The sequence below is a fragment of the Phenylobacterium kunshanense genome (assembly GCF_003254525.1).
Taxonomy (GTDB): domain Bacteria; phylum Pseudomonadota; class Alphaproteobacteria; order Caulobacterales; family Caulobacteraceae; genus Phenylobacterium; species Phenylobacterium kunshanense.
In genome coordinates this window covers 308,187-329,279 of sequence record NZ_QFYS01000001.1, presented here as the reverse complement: position 1 = coordinate 329,279, position 21,093 = coordinate 308,187, and the positions used below count along the sequence as shown (strand labels likewise).

Sequence of the window (21,093 nt, the reverse complement as noted above, 5' to 3'; positions counted from 1 at the left end):
GGGCACGCTACGATGCGAAAGGCTCGAACGGAAGATTGCGTCGGGACCGGCCTCGGCGCCGGCCTGAGGCCTATTCCAACTCCCGGTTCATACGGCTCAGGGCACCAGCGGCTTGGCCGCCTTGAGCAGATCCGCCCAATCGTCAGGCGGGTCACCGCTCTGCAGGCGCTTAGTGAAGACCGCATAGGGATCGGTCTTGGACCCGGCCTTGCGCAACGTGCTCTCGTCGTTCAGCCAGCAGAAGATGATCACCTTCGCCTTGCCGTCCCAGCGGAAGAACAGGCGGAAGCGACTCAGGAACTTGACCCGGAACCAGTGCTTATAGCTGTCGCCCAGGGTCGCGCCCTGCCGGAACGCCTTGTGCGCCGGATCGGCGGGCACCTCGGTCGTCAGGATATCCACCACCCGCGCCAGGAACTTGGCCTTCGGATGCGCCGGCCACCCCTTCGGATCGGCCGTCCGCACCGCCTCGACGTCGGCGGCGAGGCGAGCGAGCTGGCGATTGAATTCCTCGGTCGCCAGCAGGGTCCAGCCGTTCCGAACCGGCGCCGCGCCCTCCCCCATCGTCAGAGCGTGAAGTCCGCCGGCAGTTCCTCGGCGTCGCGCAAAGGCTCGACGCCTTCGACGAGCGCCGCCACACGGGAGAGGTCCAGCGGCTGGACCTTGTGCGGGTTGGCCTTCAGGTCGGCTTCCATGAACGACAGGAAGGCGCCCACGACCGGATCGAGCTCATCGGTCTTCCGGCCGGTGGTTTTCGGCGCCTCGACGGCCATCAGCACGTAGCCGGGGGACACCGAGCGGACCATCACGTCGGCGCTCACCTCGAACTCCGGGTGGTCCGTGAAGAATTGCTTGCCGAGGCGCACCGCCTTGGAGCTCCCGGTCGTGGTGACCTTGCCCTTGTAGGCGCGAACTTCCGTCCCGCCCGCCGCCGGCGCGCGAGCCATGAAACGACCGGTCGCGCCCCCACGGGACGTGGACCGCTGCGTAGGCCTGGTGGACATGTGCTCTCCGGTTCAGGGCTGGCGAACCCTGCGCCCAATATACGTACACCCATACGTATCGACAACCCATCGCCGCCCCGGCGCTTCGCACCCGCGGCCCGTCACGGCCCGCGGCGCGGGAGATCGGCGGCGGCGCCCGGAAGCACCGCCGCCTGAGGCCTCAGTTCGCCGGACGGGTGTTGCGGGACCAGACCAAGCTGTAGCCCTCCTCCGCGTCCACCAAGTTGGCGTAGATCGGCGCCGGGAAGCTGGGGTCGTCGAGCTTGACCGAGAGGTAGTCGCGGTTCTCGCGGCTGGTCTTCTTCCAGGCCGCCCCGAACTCGGTGCCGGCGGCGAAGATGCGGAAGTCCGGGGCGTTCTCGCTCTCCTTGCTGACGGGCTTCAGCTGGGCCTGCTTGACGTTGAGGCTGAGGGTCCGGATCGAGCCGTTGTAGCTGCCGTCGCCGCTCTTCATGAAGGTGCCGATGGTCGCCATGGGAAGTCTCCTTGGGGTTTCGGACCGCGCCTGCCGCGGCCTCGATGGCGGACCTGGAGTCGAGGGCCGGCGGGCGGCGCAGCTGAAGGCCCGCAGCGTCAGCGGAGGATGGCGGCCGGCGGCTTTCTTGGGCCGCGAGGAATGGGCGTCAGCCCAGGGGAAGAAAGCCGCCGGACGCCGTTGCGCCGCCCGCCGGACCTTGAACCCCTTGCGCCAACGAGAGGCCGCGCAGGCCGAAGCCGACACCCGGAGCCGCACCCCGCGCCCACCGGTCTCCAGAAGCGCCGACGGGCCCCACGGCCGAACGAGCCGTCCCGCGACGTCTGCCCAGCCCCGCCCGCGGCATGAGCACGACCGCAGGGCTTACCGTCTTCGCCCAGCCACCCCCAGGCACGGCGCCGGAAGCGCCACGCCGTCACCCGCCCGCAACAGGTCTTGCCGCCGCCCCGGTGTCGTCCGCCCCTCGATCCCAGCGGCCCGCGGCGTGAGAGGCTCTGCCCGGTCGGGCCTACAGCTTCAGCCGGACCCCGGCCCCGCCCTCGGCGTCCGCGCGGATGAAGATCACGCCGGCCTCCTCGAGCACCTGCTGCACGCGGTCCATCGTCCCGCTGTGCATGCCGCCGCGGCCGTTCTCGAAGCGGGTGATGGTCGACGGCGCGACACCGGCCGCCTTGGCGAGGTCGCGCAGGCCCAGGCCGGCCGCCGTCCGGCCGAGCTTGACTTGCAGCGGCGTCAGCATGGCACGCTCAAAACGCGCTCATGGCGTTGACTTCCGCGCTCAATGACATCATTAATGCGCTCAACGTACCGACTATCAGCCTCACATCCCGGGGCCCGCGCTGCGCGGTCCAGGTAGAGGAGACGTATGATGACGCGCGAGTCCAGGAAAGCGCCTTTCAACCTGAACCGTCGCGGCGTTCTCGCCGGCGTCACGGCCGCACCTCTCCTGCCCGCTCCGAATGTCAGCGCTCGGCTCCACCCCTTCGATCGCTGGGTCGCCGAGGCCTACGCCGCCATGGACCTGGCCTGGAGCCTGCCGGAAGACCCGGAGGGACCCCGGGACCAGCTCTTCCGGCGCGTGGACGACCTGGACCGGCTGATCCTGCTCACGCCGTCGACCGACGAACCGGCGATCCGGGCCAAGTTCGGCTACCTCCGCTGGCTCATGAAAAACAATGGCGACGACGACGAGCTGGTCGCCCTGGATCATGTGGGCGAGTTCCTCCGCCAACACTGCGCCGGCCCCTGGCGCATCTACACCCCGCGTTGAGCGGCGGCCCCATGACGCGAGACCGGCGATGACGCCACAAACCAACATGCGGGCGGCCCGCTACCTCAGGCTGGGCGAAGCCTATATCTCGGCGGCGCGTGGCGTCCTGGCTGCGCCCGATTTCGAACAGGTGCGGCTGCCCTTCTACGGCCTCCTGGGCCACGGGATGGAGCTCGCCCTGAAGAGTGTCGCCGCGCGCACGGGCTGGGACGACGAGCGCCTGATGTGGCTGGGCCACGACCTCGACTGGGCCTGGCGCGTGACGCTGTCGGACGCCGGCTTCGAGGTCCACGGCGCCAGAGCGGTCGGCGGCGTCATCCGCCAGCTCAGCCGACCGCACCACGCCCAGGCCTTCCGCTACCCGGCGCTCCTCACCTGGCCCCTGCCGGACCCGCGATGCGCCCTGGCCGCGGCCGAGGCCTATCTCACGCTCGTCCGTGACCGCCATGGCTGACGCTGGAGGACGCGAGATGACCGACGATCCTCACCCCCGCCCGCCCCGCCTGTCGCGCCGGGCCCTGCTCGCCGCCCCCGCCGCCGGGCTTGCGCCGCCCGTCCTCCCCGCTCGGGCCGACGCGGACACCGTCGCCCTCTGCCGGACCTGGCTGGCGAACAAGGCCGAGACGATGCGGCTCCTGGAACGCTGGGGTGACATCGAGGCCGAGCTGATGCGGCTCCAGGGCCCTCCACGACCGGGCGACGCCCTGATGGCGGGACCGCCGGCCGCGCCCCTACGGGCGATCGACGCCCGGCTCGACCAGCTGCACGCCGAACGCGAGGCGCTCGCCCCCAGCCTGCCCCTGTCCACGGCGACCACGCGCGACGGCGTGCTGCTGAAGTTCGAGGTCGTGATGGCCGAGCTGTTCGTGCAGGACTTCCCGGTCATCTACGGCCTGCTCCACACCGCCGTCCGCGACCTCAAGGCCCTCTGGTGAACCCCGCCCAACAACCGCCACGCCGCTGGCCGGACCCTTGCGTCCGCCGTGCGCACAATCCGATATGAGACCATGCCCCTGAAGCCCGAATCCCAACGCCACCCCGTCGACATGGCCGTCGGCGCCCGCATCCGTCTGACCCGCAAGGCGCGCGGGGTCAGCCAGCAGGCGCTCGCCGAGGCGGTCGGCCTCACCTTCCAGCAGATCCAGAAGTACGAGCGCGGCGCCAACCGGGTCAGCGCCTCGAAGCTGGCGGAGATCGCCGCCTTCCTGCAGGTCTCGGTGTCCGAGCTCTTCGGGACCGACGCCGCCGCGAGCGGCCTCACCGACGAACTCGCCGACCTGCTGGGCGCGCCCGGCGCGCTGGAGCTGCTGAAGACCTACGGCCGGCTGCCGCGCGCGCAGCAGTCGGCGCTGGTGGGGTTCCTCGGAACGCTCCCGACGCCGCGCTAAGCACAGCGCGGCCGCGCGGCTTGCTGACCGCGTTGCGCGAGCGAGGCCATCCCCGGGTAATCGCTGGGAAGTCGCCCTGATCTGGACCAGGGGGTGTTGCGGTGACGTCTCTGATCTCGCGCTGGACGAGCGCCGGCCTGCGCTACGATCTGTCGCGCTCTCCCGAATGCCGAAAACGGACAGGGCACCCTGATCACCCAACGGCATGATGAGCACCGCTGCTATCTACCGACGGCGCGGCGGACGCTTTGCCAGTGCTTCCCAGTCCCTTCTCGTCGTCGGTGAAACGAGAAAGACGTCACTCACAAGATCGACGAAGTCCTCGACGGACCGGGGATCGGCGTGATCGAGGCCAAACCTGACACCACCATCGTCCGCCACACAGGTGAACCTAAGGCCCCGCGCCGCAATGAGGTTCGTCACCTCCGGCGCGTTGATGTCCCCCACCAGCCCGTGCTTGTGCGCTGCCGCAAGCCGCTTTCCTAGGCGGGTCCGCTGCTCGACATGGGTCTTCAGCGCATCCACATCGCCAAGATCGAACCGCGCAGCCAGCGCATCAACAGCCTGAACCGCTTTGCGGATCGTGACCTCGCGGATGTTCGTGACGGACTCAAACGTGCGGATGTTGAGCACGAACACCAGGCCATCCCATTCAAAGAAGTCCACGGTCTGATCGAAGGTGATCACCGCGCCCTCGATGGGTACCATCTGCAGGGTGTCCCGCCGGAACGCGGCGGAAACTGCGTTTCGCTTGCGCGCGGCGATTTCCAGGCCAGCCTTGCCCCGAAAGGCCCGGACAGTGCGGCCGTCAGGTAGGGCCAGCCGAAAGGCATAGAATCGTGACCGCCCCAGCGTTTCCTCGCTGCCATCGAACACAACCGGCCAGTCGGGCCGGGGGAGCGCCTCGAGCCATTCCGCCAAACCTGGCGTTTCACGCACGTTCAGGACGCCAATGCTTCCTTCCACCATGGCGTCGAAATCGAACTCGGCTAGAGCATCGGCATCTGTTGCGCGCGCCTCGATCTCCGAAAGCGATTGGCGGGCGGCGTCGGCCAGACGTTCCGTGAGCGCGATGTCCATGCTGATCCGATGCCAGGGCTCCCTCCGCTCTCGGGATGGTCGCGCGTTGAGAAACACGTGACAGGCCAAGCCGTCCCCGGCGTTGATCGCTCTGCGCAAATCGGCGAGCGCCGCATATCCATCGTCTAGCAGTGGCATTCGCCCTCCCGCCGTGTTCAGTCAGCGAAATATAGGCGGGACGGCTGGACCTCGTATAGGTTGAGCTTCTCGCTACCAACTATCTCAAGCTTCTTGGTGATTATGGTCACTGTTCGGCCTGAGATGAGCTTCACGCGATAGATGCGATACCCGAGGAGGATGAAAAACGGATTCACGTACAAGGTGTCCGTTCTGAGCATCAAGGCGAGGACCAATACGTAGAAGCCAGCTGCGGGGGCGACCTTCGCCAAATTCTGAAAATCATCTATGAGTAGCGGCGGCAGGTAGGCCACTAAGTAGCTCAGTATGTTCTCGTCGAGTTGAGCTTGTACTTCCGCTGAATCTTGAAATGGCTGGCTGTCTTTGAAGCCGGATCGTAGATAGAGAAACACGTAGATCGAAGCGATCGCGGCTGCTCCTGCGAACGCCGCAGGCGCGAAGTGCTTCTGGACCGCCAGACCGACGCACAACACCCCGTAGAGCGGGCCAAACGAGCTGAATAGAAACAGAACTCGGAACCAGCCCGACATCGGCCCTCTCGCCATCTACGGCGCATATTAGGCAAGCGATCTACGACAAAATCGGACGCACACTCACCCGACCGACCTGCCCGACCATCGCTCAGACTAGTCTAGCGGACGCGGGACGTCTTATGTGTCCTCGATAAGGCCCACCACTGATCTGCCGATCAGCGGACTTTCGCGGGGCAGCACTGAGTCACGACTCGTCCATGCCCACGGAAGGCTTGAACGGCGACCACCTCCAGGGCGATGGTCCCACTCCCCCTTCAGGTACCTTGTATGCTCACCCCGCTCCTCCCCCGAACCGCATCCGTGAACAGCGCGAGGCCGCGGGGCTGACGCTGCAGGCGCTGGCCGAGCGGATCGGGACGACCAACCAGCAGCTCAGCCACCTGGAACTAGGCAAGCGCGAGCTGACGGTGCATGGCTTCGGCGGATCGCCGGGGCGCTGGGCTGCCATCCCTGGTCGCTGGTGGAAGCGGGCGTCGGGCCGAGCCAAACCGCCGTTCGCCGCGCCTGATCCCCGCCCCAAGTGGGGCGGCGGCGCCGCCCCAAAGGGCCGCCGCCTGGAACCCTAGCGAAGGCTCAGTGGACGCTCCTGGACGCGCCCACTCGTACACGCTTGTCCTGCTGGCGTATGCCCGCGGCCTGTCTGCGGTCAGGGGCATATCCCAGAAGCTCGTAGATCCGCGCGGCCCCGCCGAAGTGTCTCAGGTAGGTGGATGGCGCTGCCATTTCAGACGACCCCCGAACCAGCTCCCAGCTGATCCGTCCCTCACGCGCGAGCAGACCCCGGAGATCGTTCAGCAGCCTCGCCTCACTCAACTTATTCCGGTGCTGCTGCGCCACCTCACGGCAGTGCAGCATCCGTTCGACCAGCATCTGCCCATGCTCCGAGGGAACGAAGCCAACGCGACGGTAGGCCTCGGCCAGGGTTCCGAACGCGCGTTTGTAGGTCGTGCTGCAGGGACAGTCGGCGTCTGCATCGATGATCTTCGCGCTGAGATGGCCATGACGCGCGAGCACGGACGCGAGCTGCGTTAGGAGCTGCGCCTGGTCGCCGCGGAAGCTCGTCGTGGTTCGCGCCCTCATCTGCCTTTGGGCGCGGGCAAACAGCGCCTTGCTGATCAGCGGGTCGACGAAACCCTCGATCCGAACCTGCTGGGCGGCCGGCCCTTTCAGGGTGCGCCCGAGCAGCTTCCTCTGTCGGCCGTGAACAAGGGTTCCGATGTAGATCTCGTTCCGGAGGATGCATCTGACCGCGCCTGGGTACCAATACTTCCGATAGCGGAAGAACCGGCCTTCGGCGTTCAGCTTGCGGGTGATGGCATTGACGCCGCGGCCTCGCGAACAGAGGCGATAGATGTGACGCACCGTCTCGATCTCGGAGGCGTCGCCGGGGACGAGCACGGTGTGGAAGCCCGGCATGATGACCCGCTCGCCGTAGGACAGCCGCGGCCCCAGCATGCCGTTCCGGCCGACGAGTTGGCGGACGTAGCCAAACGGCGCGGGTCCCCCGGCCCAGAGACCGCGATGGCAAAGCGAGCGCTTCGACGCGGTCTGACGCCCCGAGAGTTCCCGGCTGTATTCCGCCGCCATTACCCGCTTGATCGACTTAAGCAGGGTCGCGGTCAGGCTGCCGTCGTTCAGCGCCCGATCGGATGTGTAGATGACGGGAATGCCGGCGCGCGCGCAGAGGAACTCGTAGTAGGCGCCCTCGTCCGGGTTCTGAAAGCGGCCCCAGCGGCTGACGTCATAGACGAGGATGGATGAGAAGCGCGCCGAGCCATCAGTGACGCGCTCGATCAGGTTCCGCAGTCCCTCGCGGGGTTCCAGCTCCAGGCCGGAGATACCCTCATCCGCAAAGGTTTCGACGATCTCGCACCCCATCTCAACCGCCGCAGATGCGTTGTGCGCCACTTGGTAGGCGATCGAGCAGTCCTGATGGTCCGTGGACATGCGGACGTACTGAGCAACTCGCATCCGAAAGCCTCTCGTCAGGCGAGGCTGAGCCCTTCCCAAGGGCCTGTCAGCCCAACCAGGGATCTAGCCTATCAGCTTGGGAGCGAGGTGCGATGCGCACGCACCGCACGCCCCGGCGGCGTGCCTCGTCCGCGAGGTTCATGGCCGGTCCGAACGGCGGCGCGCCCGCCGCGGCGGCCCGGCCGAGGCTCTCAGGCAAGACCAGCACACACACGGGCGACAGCGCCAACATCTGGTCGTTGGCGCGGAACGGCGCTGCGCGCCCGAAGCGGGCGAAGTCGGGCTTCGCGAGCACCAGACGCACGCCCTTCTGCTGCGCCCAGCGCTTGGCCAGCCGCTCGCCGCCCTTGGCGTCGGTCAGCGCCAGGCTCATGTCGGGCCACTCGGCCCGCGCCCAGTTGAGGGCGTCGAAGATCCGCCGCGCGTCTTCCGGCGCGTCGCTCCGCGGCGACGCCCGGAACGCCACCACGGCGTCGCCCGGATCGGTCTGCGAACGCCGCCGGGCCTCCCGCGACCGCAGCGCCGACTGCGCATCGATCTGCGCCGCACTCGTCGCGCCACCCCGCACGCTCCCGCGCCACGGGCTCCAGACCTCGCCGGTCGCCGAGCCGTAGGTCTCGGCCGCGGCATCGCGCACGAACTCCAGCGCAGCTGCCGCCACGTCCAGGGCGTCGGCCCGCGTCTTGGCCTCCTGCAGGTCGACGTCGGCCACTTCCGAGCCGTCGAAGTCGTGCAGCAGGTTGGCCAGCGCCTCGCGCTCGCGGTCCGCGTCGCGCTCCAGCCGCTGCACGCCGGCGTGCAGTCCGCCGATCAGGGTCTCGCAGATCGTGGATGCGTGATCCTCGAGCGCGCCCGCCAGGACCACGTCCAGGACCTCGGTCATCAGGCTGCGGCCGAGCTGGACGAGCTGCGGCTCGGTGGGATGTGGCCTGGGATCCTGCAGGGCGGCGGTCCGGGCGTCGAAACCGTCGAGGTCGGCGGTGTTGAAGAAGGAAGGTGCGGTGCGCATGGGGGGGCTCCTCAAAGGGTCACGAGCCGAAGCTCGCGACCTCCGGCCGCCGCGGAGCCGGCGCAGGCCAGGGCGCCGTCAGGCGGCGCGAGCGCACCCTTGCCGGCGGCGGGCCGCGGTGGCGCTCCGTCGCGACCGTCTGCTTCGGCGGTCCCTGAGAGCCCCGCTCAGCGCCGCAGCAGCCGCGCCAGCTCCGCCACGTCGACGCCCCGACCACGGTAGGCCATGCCCGCGTGCGCCGGGCAGTACGGCCTCGTCTCGGCCCGCCGGCCGCAGAACGCGAAGTCCGCCGCCTGCGGATCGCCGAGCGGCCAATGGCAGGCTTGTGTCGGCAGGTCCTCCAGACGCGCCACCAGACCCTGAGCGATCTCGGCGGTCGGCTGCGGCGACATCCGAACCGGCGCCGAGGCAGACGCCCGGCGAGCCGATGCGACCGGCCTGGGCTTCGCCGGCCTGGGTGGCGGCGCGATCGCGGGCGGTCGCGGACGCCGGGGCTGCGACAGCCCTAGCCGATGAATCTTGCCGAGGACGGCGTTGCGGGTGACGCCGAGCCGGCGGCCGATCATCGCGGCGCTGAGGTCGCCCTGACGCCACAGCCGGACCAGGGTCTCGACGGCGTCGTCGGTCCAGCCGCCGGACGATCCGGCGGCGCAAGAGGAAGGAGTCATGGGAGGGCACTCCACCGCCAGCCCACCGCGGGCCGGCTCACCCGCGGCGGCCCTGCCTCCGCCTCCCGCACGCCAGCACGACAAAAGCCCCCGCGCGGGCGCGGGGGCCTCGCCGTCTTGGCCGTGGCTACTCGGCGGCGATCGCCGTGGGATCAGCGGGCGGCCGCACCCGCCGCAGCAGCGGCGCCACCGACCTGGCCCGCGCCGCCGGCGCGAACGGCCGCTTGGTGTAGGCCGTGGGTGGGAAGGCCATCCAGCGCGGCGTCCAGGCTTCGACCTTCGGCCGGTCGTTGGCGCCCTCCAGGTGGTCGCGGATAATCGCCTTCTGGGTCTTCACCCGCTCGGTGAGGTTGCCGTCCGCGACCCGCTTGCCGCCCACCTCCCGCAGCATGGCGTTGACCGCTTCACGGTCACGGATCAGGTTGAAGAAGGCCTCGTCCGGAGACCAGAAGCGGCCGATCTCGACCTTGAGCCAAGCGCCGGCGGCCTCCACCTCGGCGCTGCCGGCCGCCAGGGTCTCGGCCATCACCACCGCCGCAACGCCCAGCACCTCGTCGTCCGGCATCTCCAGCAGCCGCGCGAAGGCGCCGCTGACCCCGCCTTCCGGGCGCTGCCCCACGAGAGCGCGCCGGTCCGGATCGAGACCCAGGCTCCGGGCCACGGCCCGCCGGCGCTCGGCGAACGCGGCGGTGGCGGTGTTGGCGGTGAGGCTGGCCGAGAGCGCGGCGTCGCCGTGCCGCCCGTCCGCCTCCACGCGCCAGTGCGTGGACCCGCCCAGCGCGTGCGCCACCAGGAGGCGGAGCGCCACTCCCGGCGCCTCGGTCAGCGCCACACGCACGGCCGCCAGCCTGTGCAGGTCGATGTAGGTCTCCTGGGCGTTGGTCACCTCCGCCCGCACCACGGCCGGCGGGGTCACCCCGGCCTCGCCCCGCGCCGCCTTCTCGGCGGCGGCGCGGACCTTGCGGGTCTCCTTGGTCGTGAGCCAGCCCTCGTGCACGGTGACCTCGCCTCGTCCGCTCACCTCGATGAACACCTTGCCACCGGCCCGCTTGCCGACCTGCTCGTGCGTCCAGGTGGCGAAGCGGTCGCTCACGTCCAGCACGACCACCTCGCTCCACCCCGCCGCCTGCAGCGCCTCGACGTGGGCGGCGATGGCGGCGTTCTGGTGGGTCCAGAAGAGGTCCGGATCGGCGAAGTAGCTGTCCTCGCCGAACAGGTCGGCGACCACCTGGCCGGGGTAGTCGTCCAGCGCGAACAGGGCGTGTTTGGTCGGGATCGAGGCCCCGCCGAACAGCCAGGCCTTGAGTTGCGACCCCGTCGGGGCCCGCTGTTCCGGACCGTCGAACAGCGCCAGCCATGCCTTCTGCTGCGCCTTGCTCGCCAGGGTTAGGCACCGCACCGTCGCCACGTCGATCGCCTCCTTGCGGTAGAGGGCGCGGATCCGCGGCAGCAGCGCCCCCAGGGCCAGGGTCCGCTTCACTACCGCTTCGGACATCCCGAAGGTGGCGGCGATCGCCTCGACCGTGCGGCCGGCCTTGGTCAGGCGCGCGAAGGTCTCCCAGCACGCCACCTCGTCCGGCGGCAGTCGATTGAGGTTCTCGATCAGCGAGGCCTCGATCGCCGCGGCGTCGTCGCCGGGCTCGAGAATGGCGATCGGCACCGGGTCGAGCTCGACGCCCTCGGCGAGGGCCGCGAGCGCCGCCGTCCAGCGCCGCCGGCCGGCGACCACATCGAAGTGATCCGGGACCACCTCGCCGTCGGCCATGGTCTCCAGGACCAGCAGGGCGAGGAGGACGCCACGCTGGCGCACCGAGGGCAGGATGTCGGAGACGTCCGGGTCGGGGCGCCCATGGTGCATGTTGAGCGGCGAAAGGCGCAGGTTGCGGGGATCGGCAAAGGCCAGTCTCATGGTCGGACTCCTGGGGGTCAGGGGTGTGAGTCGGCCCTCGCCACCCACGCTTCGGCGGGACAACGGCGAGGGCTCTTGCGCCGGGATGGCGCGGCTCGCGGCCGGCGGCGCCGGACCACGGATCGCCGGGACACGCCCGGCGAATTCGATGTCAGGACGTGGCGGCTCCGTTGATCGCGGGCAGCGCGCGGACCACGGCCTCGGCGGCGCGGATCGAGCCGGTCTGCCGGGCGATCTCCGTCCACCGCGAGATCGGCACCCGGCCCTGGAAGCTTACGTCGCGCTCAATGGTCAGGCCCAGCGGCAGCTTCACCGAGGTGATCTCCGACAGGCTGACGGAGCCTAGCTCCGGGAAGCCCATGTCGAGGTCGCAGAGCCCGAACAGGGTGTCGCCGTCGTCGCCGAGCTCGGTGATTAGCCAGGTCCCGGGCCCGACGGGATTGAACAGCTTCAGGACCGGGACGGGGTCGCCGTCACGCAAACCGTTGGCGATCAGGGTCGGGCGCAGGTCGTCCGGGATCAGGACCAGGCCGGTGTCGGAGGTCATCATCGGGGTCATGGGCAGGCGCTCCGGGCCGGCGGCCCGGACCACCCGTCCGCCGCGCCCGCCCGCCCGAGCCTCACTTCCCCTCCCGGCTCGCCACCCAGGCCTCGTTCCAGTCCCCGAACGGCGCCGGCGGCCAGCGGACCGCCCCCCGCACGCCCATCGCCCGCAGCGCGGCCGCCAGGACAAGAGCCGATCGCTCGCCGTCCCGCCCGCGATCCGCCGCGATCAACACGAACTCGACCCCCGGCGGCGGCCGCCAGGCGCGCAGATTTCCGGTCGACAGCAGCGCCCAGGCCGGCAGGCCGAAGCGGGCCGCCGCGCTCAGGCAGGTGGCAATCCCCTCCCCCACCAGCATCCGCGGGGCCGGCGGGTCGAGCCGGACGGCGGAGCCCGACGCCCGCACCCCGATGGTCTTCCGCGCCAGGCTCATGCGGGCCCGCCCGCCATTCGGCGCGAGGTACGTCACCTCAAGCCCAGTGATCTCACCCGCGGGCGCCGTGATCGCCGCCAGCAGCGCGGGTCGCCGGAGCCCCCGCGCCGCATAGACGGCCGCGGGCACGCCCGGATGATGCCGGAGCGTCGGCGAAGCGCTCGCCACGCCGCGGCGCCGCAGATGGATCTCCGACAGGGTCCCTGTGATTGGGCGGCCCTCTGCCCACAAATCCTGCGCGATCGCCCGGCGCGCCCGCGCCGACGGGCCCGACGTGGCGGACGCGACGCCCGCGTCAACGAGACGACCGTCGCGGTCGACCAGGCCGCGTTCGAAAAGGTCGTCGAGCACGGCGCGCCAGCCGTCGCCCGCGAAGCTGTGGGCGATCACCCGGCCGTCGCTCAGCATCAGCGACACCGACCGGTCGGCGGCGCTGTGACCCGGTCCCGGCACGTTGGCGCGGCCGCCATCCGCGTAGAGGTCGCCGCCCAGCGCCCGCACGATCGCCGCCAGTCCACCGCGGCTCACAGCAGGCCCAGGGCGCGGAAGCTCGCGACACCTTCGCCGCCGACCACGACGTGGTCGTGCACGCTGATCCGCAGCGCCCCCGCCGCCTCGACCACCTGTCGGGTCATCTCGACGTCGGCGCTCGACGGCGTCGGATCCCCGGCCGGGTGGTTATGGGCCAGGATCAGCGCGCTCGCGTCGAGCTCGAGCGCCCGACGCAGGATCTCCCGCGGATAGACCGGCGCGTGATCCACCGTGCCATCGCCCTCGATCTCGTCGCGGATCAGCCGGTTCCTCTTGTCGAGGTAGAGGACGTGGAACCGCTCGCGCGACCGGCCGGCCAGGCCGGCCCGGAGATAGTCCGTCAGCGCCGACCAGCTGCTGAGCACGGGCCGCTCGCGGAGCGGCGCCCGCAGCAGCCGTTGCGCGAGGTCCCGCGCCAGCGCCAGGCGAGCCGCCGCCGCGGGCCGCACGAACCGGCACAGCGCCGCCGGCGACGCCGCCAGCACCTGCGGGAGGGAGCCGAACTCGTCGATCAGCGCCCGGATCTGCCCCGGCGAGGCCCCGCTCGCCAGCTGCAGCGCCTCGGCGTCGTCCAAGCCTTCGGGACCGGACGCGGACAACCTCTGAGAAAGCTCGGGCGTCGTGGCGGCGCCCGGAACGACGGGCAGAAGGCAGGACATGTCGGGCGCTCCCGGTGACGGCCCCACATCGGGACCGCCCGGACGCGCCCTCGCTTCGCCTCCCAGGCAACGCGGCCCCCGCCACCCTGGCCGGACTCAACCGGCCTCAGACGCCGGACCGAAGCCTCAGGCCGCCTTCTTGCTCTTCTGCGCGACGAGCTGCTCTTCCTGCCACCGGATCAGGAAGTGCGCGGCTTCGGCCGTGTTCTTGTGCGTGCGGGAGAACGACTTCTTCGTCACGGTGTCGAACAACGCGACCGTGCCCGGAAGCGGATCTCAGGATCGCCTGCGAGCCCAGAACTTTGTTCGTCGAACGTACTTGAAGCTGCGCCATTGGCGCCTATCTCGATTGGAGCATGAACAAATCGAGAAAGTTTCGATGAGCCGAACGATGCCTGAGATCCGCGCGAGGCTTCATGAACTCGCGCTTGAACACGGGATTCAGGAACTCTCCTCCCTAGCGGAGGAGACTAAGCGTCAGTACCACGGACGGCGGGCCTCTGTGCGGTCTCGCGCGGTGGACATTGAATTGGCCGCGCGAGTCCACGAGTTCGCCCGCGAGCATCCCGATCTCCCTCAGCGCGACATCGGAAGGCGGTTCCAAATCGATGGCGGGAGAGTGTCTGAGATCTTATTCGGGCGGCGTGGCCAAAGCTAAGCGTCGGAACAATAGACTGGGAAAACCGAAATGGCTGTCGACAAATACACTCTGCACAAGGACTCCAAGAGCGAGAAGTGGCGCCTCGAGAGGGAAGGCTCTGACCGCGCAAAGCGGGTCTTCGACACCAAGTCCGAGGCTCTCAAAGACTTGCGCGGTGCCGTGGGTCCAACCGGCGGGTCAGTGCGGATCCGCAAAGTCGACAACACCATTCAAGAAGAGCGCACCTACCCCCGATCCAAAGACCCCAAGGGCTCGCCAGGCTAAAGCGCCGACAAGACCGCTCGGCGCCAGTTGCGGAAGTTGGCTAGCTGCCGGAGGCGGACCTTGGAACTCGTCGGGTGCTCCAAGCTTCACAAAGTTCGGCACAAAGCGCCAGCGACCATCTGTTCTCCTCGCCTCACTCCAACGACAAGCCGATCGCGCCAGGCGCGGTCAGCCACGGCACGGCCGACCTCACCGCGGCGCTGGGCCTCAGCGAGTCGGCCTGCAAGACACCCGATGCGCCGGGCCACCGGCGTGGGGGCCAGCGTCGCGCCCTTCAATGTTTCCAAGGTCCTAGCTCACAATGAGGCTGGCGGCGGAGCTGCCATCACGGCCCGGCACTAGAATCGGTATGAACCCTTCGAGGAGAAGAGCGACGATGCCGACCATCGAGCCACATGACCCGCCCCCGGAGCTTTGCGCCGCCCTCGGCGATCTCTGGGCGGCTTCGCCCATTCGCGCGGACCTTTATCGCGCGCCTTCCTTTCGACACGTGCGGGCGACGTGCGAGAGGCTCTTCCCTGACAGCGGCTCAGCCTCGACCCTGGACTTCGCGCTAGCGCGGGCAATGCGGGCGCTTGCCTGTCCGGCGACCGACCCTGTCGCCGGGCAAAGCCCAATGTCGGCAGAGGAGGCGGCTGGGCGGCTCAATGCTGCCTTCCGCCAAACCGAAGTCACGCGGACCCATCTCTGCCCCCTCGACATGGCCGACCGCTTCCCAACGATCAGCTTTGGATCGGCCCGGGCGGGGCAGTTCTCGAAGACGGAGTTGGCCGACCTGTTTCAGGGGCCGGCGGGGCCGCGCGGCCGCACCGGCGGCCTCGACCTCGAACGCCTCTCGGCCTTGCAATGGCTGGTGGTTCACGAGACCTCACCGGTGACTTCGCCCGACCTGCAGCGCCGCGCGCTGCCGGAACTCTCCATCAACTTCAACCAGGACTTCGGACGGATCGTCCCGCACGCGCAGGCCCGTCCCCAAGCCGTGGACGACGCCCTCCTGGCGCTGCTGCTGCTCCCCTGGGAAGAGCACGATACGCACCACAATCCGGAGTGGCGCGTGTTCCGGGTGCCGTGGATCTACACCGTCGAAGACGATCTGTTCGGCCGGCTGCCCGCCCGTCCCGACGTCGATGCGCTCACCGAAGTGGACTTCACGTATGACGACGGCCTCGAGACCGTCACCGAGTTGCGTCCCTATGTCATCGACCTAGCGGAGACGGTCGAGCCCATGGCGGCGCAACTCGATGCAGCGGCCTGGTCCCGTCACCAAACCGCCCTCAGCCATCCGGCGTTCGGCCCGCCCATCGCCCACTTCTTCGTACGCGCCTTCTTCGGTGAGCCCATCGACGAGTTCCTCGCACATGTGATGACCCTGGAGGCCAGCCTGGGCACGCCGGAGGATTATGACGCGAAGGGGCGGTTGAAATTCAGCCGATCAGACAATCCGGGCGCAAAGACCCGCGTCGCCGCGCGCATCACCGCGCTCCTAGACGACGTCCGCGCCGGCAGGGACTATGAGACGCTCTTCGAGCTCCGCAGCCAGTATGTTCACGGCCGGATTATGGGGGACATCCCGAGCGCCGCCCGCCTCACGGCGCGCAAGCTCGCCCGTCGCGTCGTAGCCGCGCTCGTCGATCTGGCGCAGGTCAGCCGCGAGCCGCGTGATGATCTGCTGGCCAAGCTGCTCCTCGCAGGCATCGGACCGCTTCGCGCCACCCCCTGAAGGCGGTGACACGATGCGCGCGGCATCGCTTGAAGCTTCCCGCCCGCCAGGTTGAGCGCGCCGCTTGATCGACCTAGACGTGAGCGCACCAGGAGGCGCAATGGCGTTAGAGGACGATTCAGCGGAGCGAGGCTCGGGAGGCGCGTCGCTTGCTGGCTACGACTATCAGATCGACGTGTCGGTCTGGCTCGCCCTCGACGTGGTCCTGGCCGGCAAGCTCGCGCATGAGCTTGTGCTGGAGCCCGCGACGGAAGAGGACGTCGAAGCGCAGCTCCTGGAGCACGAGCCGGGCCGCGTCGCGAGCCATGCGTCGATGGGCGACTACACGCTGGTCGTCCAGGTCAAGCTGCGCACAGGGGACGCGTGGACCGCGCCCGGCGTAAAACGCCTGCTCGAGCATGGCAGCGAAAGCCGCCTGTCCGCAGCGGAACGGCTCAAAGCAACGGGGGTGCGCTACCTCCTGGTGACGAGTGTGGGCCTGAACGGTGGCACCCGAGGCTTGGGTGTGCGCCGCGCGGGCGTCTGGCCCAAGGCCGACCGCATGCCGACGAGCCTCGTCAACGCCTTGCCCCCTGGATCCGCGGGTCGGGTCGCGATCATCGGCGGACAGGACGAGGAACGCGTCGCCACCGACATCGAGCGCCTCCTCGTCCAAAGCTTCCGGGTGCCCTTCGCCCGTTGGCGAGAGTGTCGCGCAGCGCTGAGGGAGGAGGCCCGCATTCGGATCCTTCAAGGCGGATCGGGACGATGGCGCCGCGAGGAGATCGAGGCGGTTATTCGTGCGCACGAGGGGTATATCGCCAGCTCCCCCGAACTCGACCACTACGTCTACCCCACCAACTGGGCCGATCTCAGCACCGCCATGGGAGACCGCAGTGCAGCCCTGATTGTTGGGCAATCGGGCACCGGCAAGACGCTCGCCACCCGCAAGCTGTTTGAAGAGCTCCGGGACCAGATCCCGGGGCTGAAGCGGGTACCGATCAAGCTCGGACCGCACCAGTTGCGGGACGATCAGACCGAGGGGCCGGTCCTGTACGACGTCGAAGATCCTTGGGGTCGCTTCGATTTCGACCCGGCCAGCCGGCCTTGGAATGACCAGCTGGCGCAGATTCTGAGCAAGGCCCGCCCGGATCGCATGGTCGTCGCCACATCGCGTCTGGACGTGGCGCGCGAAGCCGGCGCGCTCGACAGTGTGAAGGCCTTCATCATCCCCCTCGAGGCCGAGCACTATGGGAAGCGGGAGCGTGCACGCCTCTACACCTCCCGCGTTCCTGGCCTGCCCCGCGACCTGCAACTGCTCGCCGCCAACAGCCAGGCGGACGTGCTTTCCCAACTTGCGACGCCCCTGGAGATACAGAAGTTCTTCGACGCCTTGCCGACGATCGACCGCAAGTCGCTCCAAAACCCCCCGGGCTTCGTCGCGGAGGCGATCCGGAGGGCCCACCAGGACTCGATCGAGCTGACGGTGCGTGAGCAGATCGAGCAACGCGACGACGTCCGCGCCGCCGCCGTCATCTGGGGGTTACTCAAGGCGGTTGACAAGGTCACCGGCCGGCTCGTCCGCACGCTCGAAGACATGCTCGCGGACCGCGACCCCAACATGAGCCGGGGAATTTCCCCGCTCATCGAGTTCTTCGTCGCCGCGCGCAACCTCAGGCAGGTCGACGACTCCGTCGCCTACTATCATCCCCGGGTCGAGGCCGGGATTGAACAGGCGCTTGCGCGCCATGCCCCCCTCGTGCGCCAGACCCTGCGGCGCGTGGTCGACATTCTCGTGTCTCCCGACGGACCTGGCCAAGCGTGGGGGGCCGGAGTGGCGGCGCGGCTTCTCGCGGCGGCCGCCCACAAGCCCGATCTTAGTCCGACCCTCGCGCCGACCGCGGCCGGCAGGATCGACGCATGGCTGGCGCAACAAGTCGCCGCCGTCCATGGCAAGGACTTCGAAGCGCTCCTCGAAACCGCCGCCGCATCAGGCTCCGCCGACAGCGCGGTGGCGGAGCTCGCTCGCTACCTGCGCCATCGCCCGGACCGATCGTTCGGCGGCCTCATGCGTTGGGGCGAGCCCCGGAAGGACGAGGCCTGGCGCGAGCGCATTCGGCAGGATCCGGCCACCAAGCCGATGCTCGATCGATACGTGCGCGAGGTCCTGCCCCAAGCGCGCGTCTCCTATCCCACTTCCCTCGTTACCAAGCTTGAGCGACTTGCGCCCGGCTTGACGCCAGCCTTCCTCGCCGCAGCTGAGACAGCCGTAAGGTATGGCGTCCTATCGACCGATCACGTGATCGCGGCGGGCGCGCTGCGGGACCGCGAAGGGTTCGAGCACGTCATCGACCGGGCCATCGAGGTCTTGACGCCGAGCGCCGCCGATCTCGCCGCGGCGGCCAAGACGCGGCTCGACGTCGTCAACGGCGTCTATAGCGAGGACTACGCCGAGCATCTCGCTGACAACGACGAGGGGTACACCGCCCAACAATTCCTGAAGGCCTATGCCCAGAAGACCCGGACCACAGTGGGATGGCGCGTGCTGGCGCAGCACCGGCACCGCGACCGGCTGCGAGCGGAATGGTTCGGCGAACTCTTGCGCGAGGTGGAGCGAGGAACGCCCGACGATGAGGAACTCGAAGGCGCCTTCGCGGCCGGCTACGGCACCGTCGACGAACATCTGCTGTGGTACGTCCTGTGCCGTCATTGGCGGGCCATTCACCTCGACCCACTCAGAACGCGCCTTCTCTCATTCGACCTCGACCCGGACGTGCGGCAGGCTGCGCTAGCTTGCCTGTTGGAACGTGCGCCCGCCGAATTTGCCGGACTTGTCGACCAGCTGGTCGCCAAGGGCATGACCGCGCGTCTGCTCGAAATCGCCCTGGACTTGGCCGTCCTGGGACGACGCCGCGCGTTGGATGGCGAGCGCCACGCCGCGGCGGCCGAGGCGGCGCGTCTCCATCTGCCGCGCGTGTTCCGGAACCTCGGCGACGCCGCGGTGGCGTTGGCCGAGGAGCGGAAGCCAAAGCTCAATGCCGACACGGTCGCTGTTCTCGCCACTCTGCGGGTCAACGCCGAGGACATCCGCCGCTTCCGCCTGCAGGTGGACGCCCACTATCCAATGAGCGTCGAGGACGACATTCACGCACTGCTGGCGCATACCGACGACGCCGACGTCGCCGTCGAGGCGCTTCAGGCCGCGATCCGGAAGGGCATGGCCGCAACTGTGGACCAGGCCATCAACCATCGGTTCGCCGACGTGAGCGCCGCCGCGCTCACCTTCGTCGGAGAGTCCCTTGCCGCGCCCTTGCCGGAGCGCCTTTTGGCAAAGGCCGCCGACACCGGCAGCCCGGTCCGGAAGGCGCTGACGGCGCTCCTCCTGGCCAAGCCCCACGCGGAGCACCTGCCCACCCTGCTCAAGCTCGCCGAGGACACCTGGTCCGCCAGCGCCCGCTACTACGGCGAGGACGACCACTTTCCCATCGCACAGGCAGCGGTCACGGCCATCGCAAAGCTGCTTCCGCTATCGTCCGAGGCAGAACGCGCGCTGTACAGTCTCGCGCTTGAGACGTCCGACCTTACCTTGCTTGGGGCCATTTTCGATCTTCTGGCCGAGCATGGCGGCACAAAGGCGCAGGCCCGCTTGCTGGAGCAGGCGATCACGCCCGGCCGGGCGCACGTCCGACGCGCGGCGGCGTCAGCTTTGCTGGGCGCCAGCGACCACCTCGCCGGCTCGATCATCGAGAGCATTGCGCCCGAGCTCCTCACCAGCCGTGCGGATGTCATCGCCGCGACGCTCGCAATCATCGTCGCGTGGCGAGCCGACCCCTCGGCAGTTCGCGCCGCGGCCGAGCGGCTGGCGCCGCACCCCGAGCGCCGGGTCTTCATCCTCCTCATGATTTGCGCCGCCAAGGACCGTGCGACCGACCTCCCAAAGGCGCTCGCGGCCTTGCTGCCCAAGGGTCATCCCGCAGTGAAGTGGGCCCTTACGGGAAAGGGGCCGCATCCCGACGACGCGATGCTCTCCGACCTGGGTTCCGCTCGGGCCTGCGCGGCCGTCCTCAAGTATCTCACGCCTTGAACCACCGGCCTCCGGCGCACCTTTGTCCTGGATCCGGGGGCGGGGCGCTGAGGAAGTGAGAAGGCCTGAGCCGGTGCAGCCGACCAGCCTGGCGCACCCGCCGGAGCCCTGCCAGCCTAGGCGGTGGCGGCCGACGTGACCGGCCAGAACCCGTGGACGAGGACGATGCGATGTGGCCCGCCAGCCTGGGGGTGCTCGCTTTCGCGGACCATCGGGAGCCGCCAGAGCGACGCCGCGCGCAGACCTTGATCTGACCCGTATCGCGCCTGGAGCCGAGCATCAATGTTGGCGATGGTGCGTGCGAGTGGACCGACGCGCTCAAGCCCGACCATGATCGCGAACGGGTGACCAGCCGCGTAGGCGCCTGAGACGATTCGGTCGACACCCTCGCCGACGTAGTCGTCGTCCGTCCGCCGGTCAGACGCATCGGTATATTTGCACTCGATGCCCAGGTAGTCGCCGCGCCGACCGACCTGCTGAGTGAAGAGGAGCCTGATGTCGAGGCGGCGATGAGCGATCACGCGGCCGCTGGCGTCGACGACCGGGAGTTCGGCCTGATGGTCGATGTGGTAACGGACGCCGCCCACGGCGTCACGGGCGTCTTCGAAGCACGCGGCGAGCTGGCGGGTGAAGCGCGGCTCGATCTGAGGCACGTCACCCAGCAGCCGAACCGTCTCGCCGATCGCATCATCAAGCGTGCTCAAAACCCGCCGAAGCACCTGCGGGCGAACCTGATGAAACGCCGGCGCCCCCGCGAGGACGCTGGGACGCTG

Annotated in this window: 23 protein-coding genes; 8 read left to right on the top strand and 15 right to left on the bottom strand. The window is 69.1% G+C overall.

Annotation, left to right across the window (positions count from 1 at the left end):
- Positions 1–96: 96 nt before the first annotated feature.
- The 4 genes from DJ019_RS01560 to DJ019_RS01545 all read right to left on the bottom strand — a co-directional run bounded on the left by DJ019_RS01560 (position 97) and on the right by DJ019_RS01545 (position 2,218).
- Entirely contained in the window at positions 97–564 is a 468-nt protein-coding gene (locus DJ019_RS01560; RefSeq protein ID WP_111274220.1) for a type II toxin-antitoxin system YhaV family toxin, read from the bottom strand.
- A 2-nt stretch (positions 565–566) separates the two neighbouring features.
- Positions 567–947: a type II toxin-antitoxin system PrlF family antitoxin gene (locus DJ019_RS01555; RefSeq protein WP_165843850.1), complete on the bottom strand. Its 381-nt coding sequence runs from the start codon at positions 945–947 to the stop codon at positions 567–569.
- Positions 948–1,164: 217 nt separating this feature from the next.
- Positions 1,165–1,479 (bottom strand): DUF736 domain-containing protein, encoded by a 315-nt coding sequence (locus tag DJ019_RS01550; protein ID WP_111274218.1) that lies wholly within the window; start codon positions 1,477–1,479, stop codon positions 1,165–1,167.
- A gap of 508 nt (positions 1,480–1,987) precedes the next feature.
- Positions 1,988–2,218: a helix-turn-helix domain-containing protein gene (locus tag DJ019_RS01545; RefSeq protein WP_111274217.1), complete on the bottom strand. Its 231-nt coding sequence runs from the start codon at positions 2,216–2,218 to the stop codon at positions 1,988–1,990.
- A 126-nt stretch (positions 2,219–2,344) separates the two neighbouring features.
- On the opposite strand from DJ019_RS01545, the gene DJ019_RS01540 reads away from it, so the two are divergent.
- From DJ019_RS01540 to DJ019_RS01525, 4 genes are all read left to right on the top strand, one after another.
- On the top strand, positions 2,345–2,749 hold the full coding sequence (locus tag DJ019_RS01540; protein ID WP_111274216.1) for a hypothetical protein: 405 nt from the start codon (positions 2,345–2,347) through the stop codon (positions 2,747–2,749).
- A gap of 28 nt (positions 2,750–2,777) precedes the next feature.
- The gene (locus DJ019_RS01535; RefSeq protein WP_133255213.1) at positions 2,778–3,203 is read left to right on the top strand and encodes a hypothetical protein; all 426 of its coding nucleotides are present in this window, start codon (positions 2,778–2,780) and stop codon (positions 3,201–3,203) included.
- A 16-nt stretch (positions 3,204–3,219) separates the two neighbouring features.
- Positions 3,220–3,684: a hypothetical protein gene (locus DJ019_RS01530; protein WP_111274214.1), complete on the top strand. Its 465-nt coding sequence runs from the start codon at positions 3,220–3,222 to the stop codon at positions 3,682–3,684.
- A 72-nt stretch (positions 3,685–3,756) separates the two neighbouring features.
- The gene (locus DJ019_RS01525; protein WP_111274213.1) at positions 3,757–4,137 is read left to right on the top strand and encodes a helix-turn-helix domain-containing protein; all 381 of its coding nucleotides are present in this window, start codon (positions 3,757–3,759) and stop codon (positions 4,135–4,137) included.
- Positions 4,138–4,362: 225 nt separating this feature from the next.
- Here the strand turns inward: DJ019_RS01525 and DJ019_RS01520 are convergent, their stop codons facing one another.
- Complete coding sequence (locus DJ019_RS01520; RefSeq protein ID WP_205854062.1) at positions 4,363–5,217, bottom strand: Kiwa anti-phage protein KwaB-like domain-containing protein; 855 nt, start codon at positions 5,215–5,217, stop codon at positions 4,363–4,365.
- 155 nt (positions 5,218–5,372) lie between these two features.
- Entirely contained in the window at positions 5,373–5,885 is a 513-nt protein-coding gene (locus DJ019_RS01515) for a hypothetical protein (RefSeq protein WP_111274211.1), read from the bottom strand.
- A gap of 266 nt (positions 5,886–6,151) precedes the next feature.
- Here DJ019_RS01515 and DJ019_RS01510 point away from each other — a divergent pair, with 266 nt between their 5' ends.
- Positions 6,152–6,454 (top strand): helix-turn-helix domain-containing protein, encoded by a 303-nt coding sequence (locus DJ019_RS01510; protein WP_205854061.1) that lies wholly within the window; start codon positions 6,152–6,154, stop codon positions 6,452–6,454.
- A 7-nt stretch (positions 6,455–6,461) separates the two neighbouring features.
- Here DJ019_RS01510 and DJ019_RS01505 read toward each other — a convergent pair whose 3' ends face one another.
- From DJ019_RS01505 to DJ019_RS21485, 8 genes are all read right to left on the bottom strand, one after another.
- Positions 6,462–7,859, bottom strand: a complete 1,398-nt coding sequence (locus tag DJ019_RS01505) for a recombinase family protein (RefSeq protein WP_111274210.1) — start codon at positions 7,857–7,859, stop codon at positions 6,462–6,464.
- Positions 7,860–7,905: 46 nt separating this feature from the next.
- Entirely contained in the window at positions 7,906–8,868 is a 963-nt protein-coding gene (locus DJ019_RS01500; RefSeq protein ID WP_111274209.1) for a DUF2493 domain-containing protein, read from the bottom strand.
- 167 nt (positions 8,869–9,035) lie between these two features.
- Positions 9,036–9,536, bottom strand: a complete 501-nt coding sequence (locus DJ019_RS01495) for a GcrA family cell cycle regulator (RefSeq protein ID WP_111274208.1) — start codon at positions 9,534–9,536, stop codon at positions 9,036–9,038.
- Positions 9,537–9,663: 127 nt separating this feature from the next.
- Positions 9,664–11,445 carry a ParB/RepB/Spo0J family partition protein gene (locus DJ019_RS21490; protein ID WP_111274207.1) on the bottom strand — a complete coding sequence of 594 codons (1,782 nt, stop codon included), beginning with the start codon at positions 11,443–11,445 and terminating at the stop codon, positions 9,664–9,666.
- Between the two features lie 151 nt (positions 11,446–11,596).
- Positions 11,597–12,004 (bottom strand): DUF2958 domain-containing protein, encoded by a 408-nt coding sequence (locus DJ019_RS01485; protein WP_240606339.1) that lies wholly within the window; start codon positions 12,002–12,004, stop codon positions 11,597–11,599.
- 61 nt (positions 12,005–12,065) lie between these two features.
- The gene (locus DJ019_RS01480) at positions 12,066–12,950 is read right to left on the bottom strand and encodes a DUF7146 domain-containing protein (protein WP_240606338.1); all 885 of its coding nucleotides are present in this window, start codon (positions 12,948–12,950) and stop codon (positions 12,066–12,068) included.
- The gene (locus tag DJ019_RS01475; protein ID WP_111274206.1) at positions 12,947–13,612 is read right to left on the bottom strand and encodes a JAB domain-containing protein; all 666 of its coding nucleotides are present in this window, start codon (positions 13,610–13,612) and stop codon (positions 12,947–12,949) included. The genes DJ019_RS01480 and DJ019_RS01475 overlap by 4 nt, the downstream gene beginning before the upstream one ends.
- Before the next feature lie 126 nt (positions 13,613–13,738).
- The gene (locus DJ019_RS21485; RefSeq protein WP_276309956.1) at positions 13,739–13,864 is read right to left on the bottom strand and encodes a hypothetical protein; all 126 of its coding nucleotides are present in this window, start codon (positions 13,862–13,864) and stop codon (positions 13,739–13,741) included.
- A 436-nt stretch (positions 13,865–14,300) separates the two neighbouring features.
- Here DJ019_RS21485 and DJ019_RS21610 point away from each other — a divergent pair, with 436 nt between their 5' ends.
- The 3 genes from DJ019_RS21610 to DJ019_RS01455 all read left to right on the top strand — a co-directional run bounded on the left by DJ019_RS21610 (position 14,301) and on the right by DJ019_RS01455 (position 20,320).
- On the top strand, positions 14,301–14,537 hold the full coding sequence (locus DJ019_RS21610) for a DUF2188 domain-containing protein (protein WP_111274204.1): 237 nt from the start codon (positions 14,301–14,303) through the stop codon (positions 14,535–14,537).
- Between the two features lie 376 nt (positions 14,538–14,913).
- On the top strand, positions 14,914–16,257 hold the full coding sequence (locus tag DJ019_RS01460; RefSeq protein WP_133255211.1) for a hypothetical protein: 1,344 nt from the start codon (positions 14,914–14,916) through the stop codon (positions 16,255–16,257).
- Between the two features lie 100 nt (positions 16,258–16,357).
- The gene (locus DJ019_RS01455) at positions 16,358–20,320 is read left to right on the top strand and encodes a hypothetical protein (RefSeq protein ID WP_111274202.1); all 3,963 of its coding nucleotides are present in this window, start codon (positions 16,358–16,360) and stop codon (positions 20,318–20,320) included.
- A gap of 116 nt (positions 20,321–20,436) precedes the next feature.
- On the opposite strand, the gene DJ019_RS01450 is transcribed toward DJ019_RS01455, so the two are convergent.
- Positions 20,437–21,024 (bottom strand): hypothetical protein, encoded by a 588-nt coding sequence (locus tag DJ019_RS01450; protein WP_133255210.1) that lies wholly within the window; start codon positions 21,022–21,024, stop codon positions 20,437–20,439.
- Positions 21,025–21,093 lie beyond the last annotated feature (69 nt).

What these genes read in the sequence shown, in the direction of transcription:
- DJ019_RS01500 (WP_111274209.1), bottom strand. Translation starts at nt 8,868, where the DNA reads ATGCGCACCGCACCTTCCTTCTTCAACACCGCCGACCTCGACGGTTTC.
- DJ019_RS21610 (WP_111274204.1), top strand. Translation starts at nt 14,301, where the DNA reads ATGGCTGTCGACAAATACACTCTGCACAAGGACTCCAAGAGCGAGAAG.
- DJ019_RS01515 (WP_111274211.1), bottom strand. Translation starts at nt 5,885, where the DNA reads ATGTCGGGCTGGTTCCGAGTTCTGTTTCTATTCAGCTCGTTTGGCCCG.
- DJ019_RS01455 (WP_111274202.1), top strand. Translation starts at nt 16,358, where the DNA reads ATGGCGTTAGAGGACGATTCAGCGGAGCGAGGCTCGGGAGGCGCGTCG.
- DJ019_RS01525 (WP_111274213.1), top strand. Translation starts at nt 3,757, where the DNA reads ATGCCCCTGAAGCCCGAATCCCAACGCCACCCCGTCGACATGGCCGTC.
- DJ019_RS01520 (WP_205854062.1), bottom strand. Translation starts at nt 5,217, where the DNA reads ATGGACATCGCGCTCACGGAACGTCTGGCCGACGCCGCCCGCCAATCG.
- DJ019_RS01535 (WP_133255213.1), top strand. Translation starts at nt 2,778, where the DNA reads ATGACGCCACAAACCAACATGCGGGCGGCCCGCTACCTCAGGCTGGGC.
- DJ019_RS01545 (WP_111274217.1), bottom strand. Translation starts at nt 2,218, where the DNA reads ATGCTGACGCCGCTGCAAGTCAAGCTCGGCCGGACGGCGGCCGGCCTG.
- DJ019_RS01485 (WP_240606339.1), bottom strand. Translation starts at nt 12,004, where the DNA reads ATGACCCCGATGATGACCTCCGACACCGGCCTGGTCCTGATCCCGGAC.
- DJ019_RS01530 (WP_111274214.1), top strand. Translation starts at nt 3,220, where the DNA reads ATGACCGACGATCCTCACCCCCGCCCGCCCCGCCTGTCGCGCCGGGCC.
- DJ019_RS01540 (WP_111274216.1), top strand. Translation starts at nt 2,345, where the DNA reads ATGATGACGCGCGAGTCCAGGAAAGCGCCTTTCAACCTGAACCGTCGC.
- DJ019_RS21490 (WP_111274207.1), bottom strand. Translation starts at nt 11,445, where the DNA reads ATGAGACTGGCCTTTGCCGATCCCCGCAACCTGCGCCTTTCGCCGCTC.
- DJ019_RS01550 (WP_111274218.1), bottom strand. Translation starts at nt 1,479, where the DNA reads ATGGCGACCATCGGCACCTTCATGAAGAGCGGCGACGGCAGCTACAAC.
- DJ019_RS01555 (WP_165843850.1), bottom strand. Translation starts at nt 947, where the DNA reads ATGGCTCGCGCGCCGGCGGCGGGCGGGACGGAAGTTCGCGCCTACAAG.
- DJ019_RS01505 (WP_111274210.1), bottom strand. Translation starts at nt 7,859, where the DNA reads ATGCGAGTTGCTCAGTACGTCCGCATGTCCACGGACCATCAGGACTGC.
- DJ019_RS01460 (WP_133255211.1), top strand. Translation starts at nt 14,914, where the DNA reads ATGCCGACCATCGAGCCACATGACCCGCCCCCGGAGCTTTGCGCCGCC.
- DJ019_RS01560 (WP_111274220.1), bottom strand. Translation starts at nt 564, where the DNA reads ATGGGGGAGGGCGCGGCGCCGGTTCGGAACGGCTGGACCCTGCTGGCG.
- DJ019_RS01495 (WP_111274208.1), bottom strand. Translation starts at nt 9,536, where the DNA reads ATGACTCCTTCCTCTTGCGCCGCCGGATCGTCCGGCGGCTGGACCGAC.
- DJ019_RS01475 (WP_111274206.1), bottom strand. Translation starts at nt 13,612, where the DNA reads ATGTCCTGCCTTCTGCCCGTCGTTCCGGGCGCCGCCACGACGCCCGAG.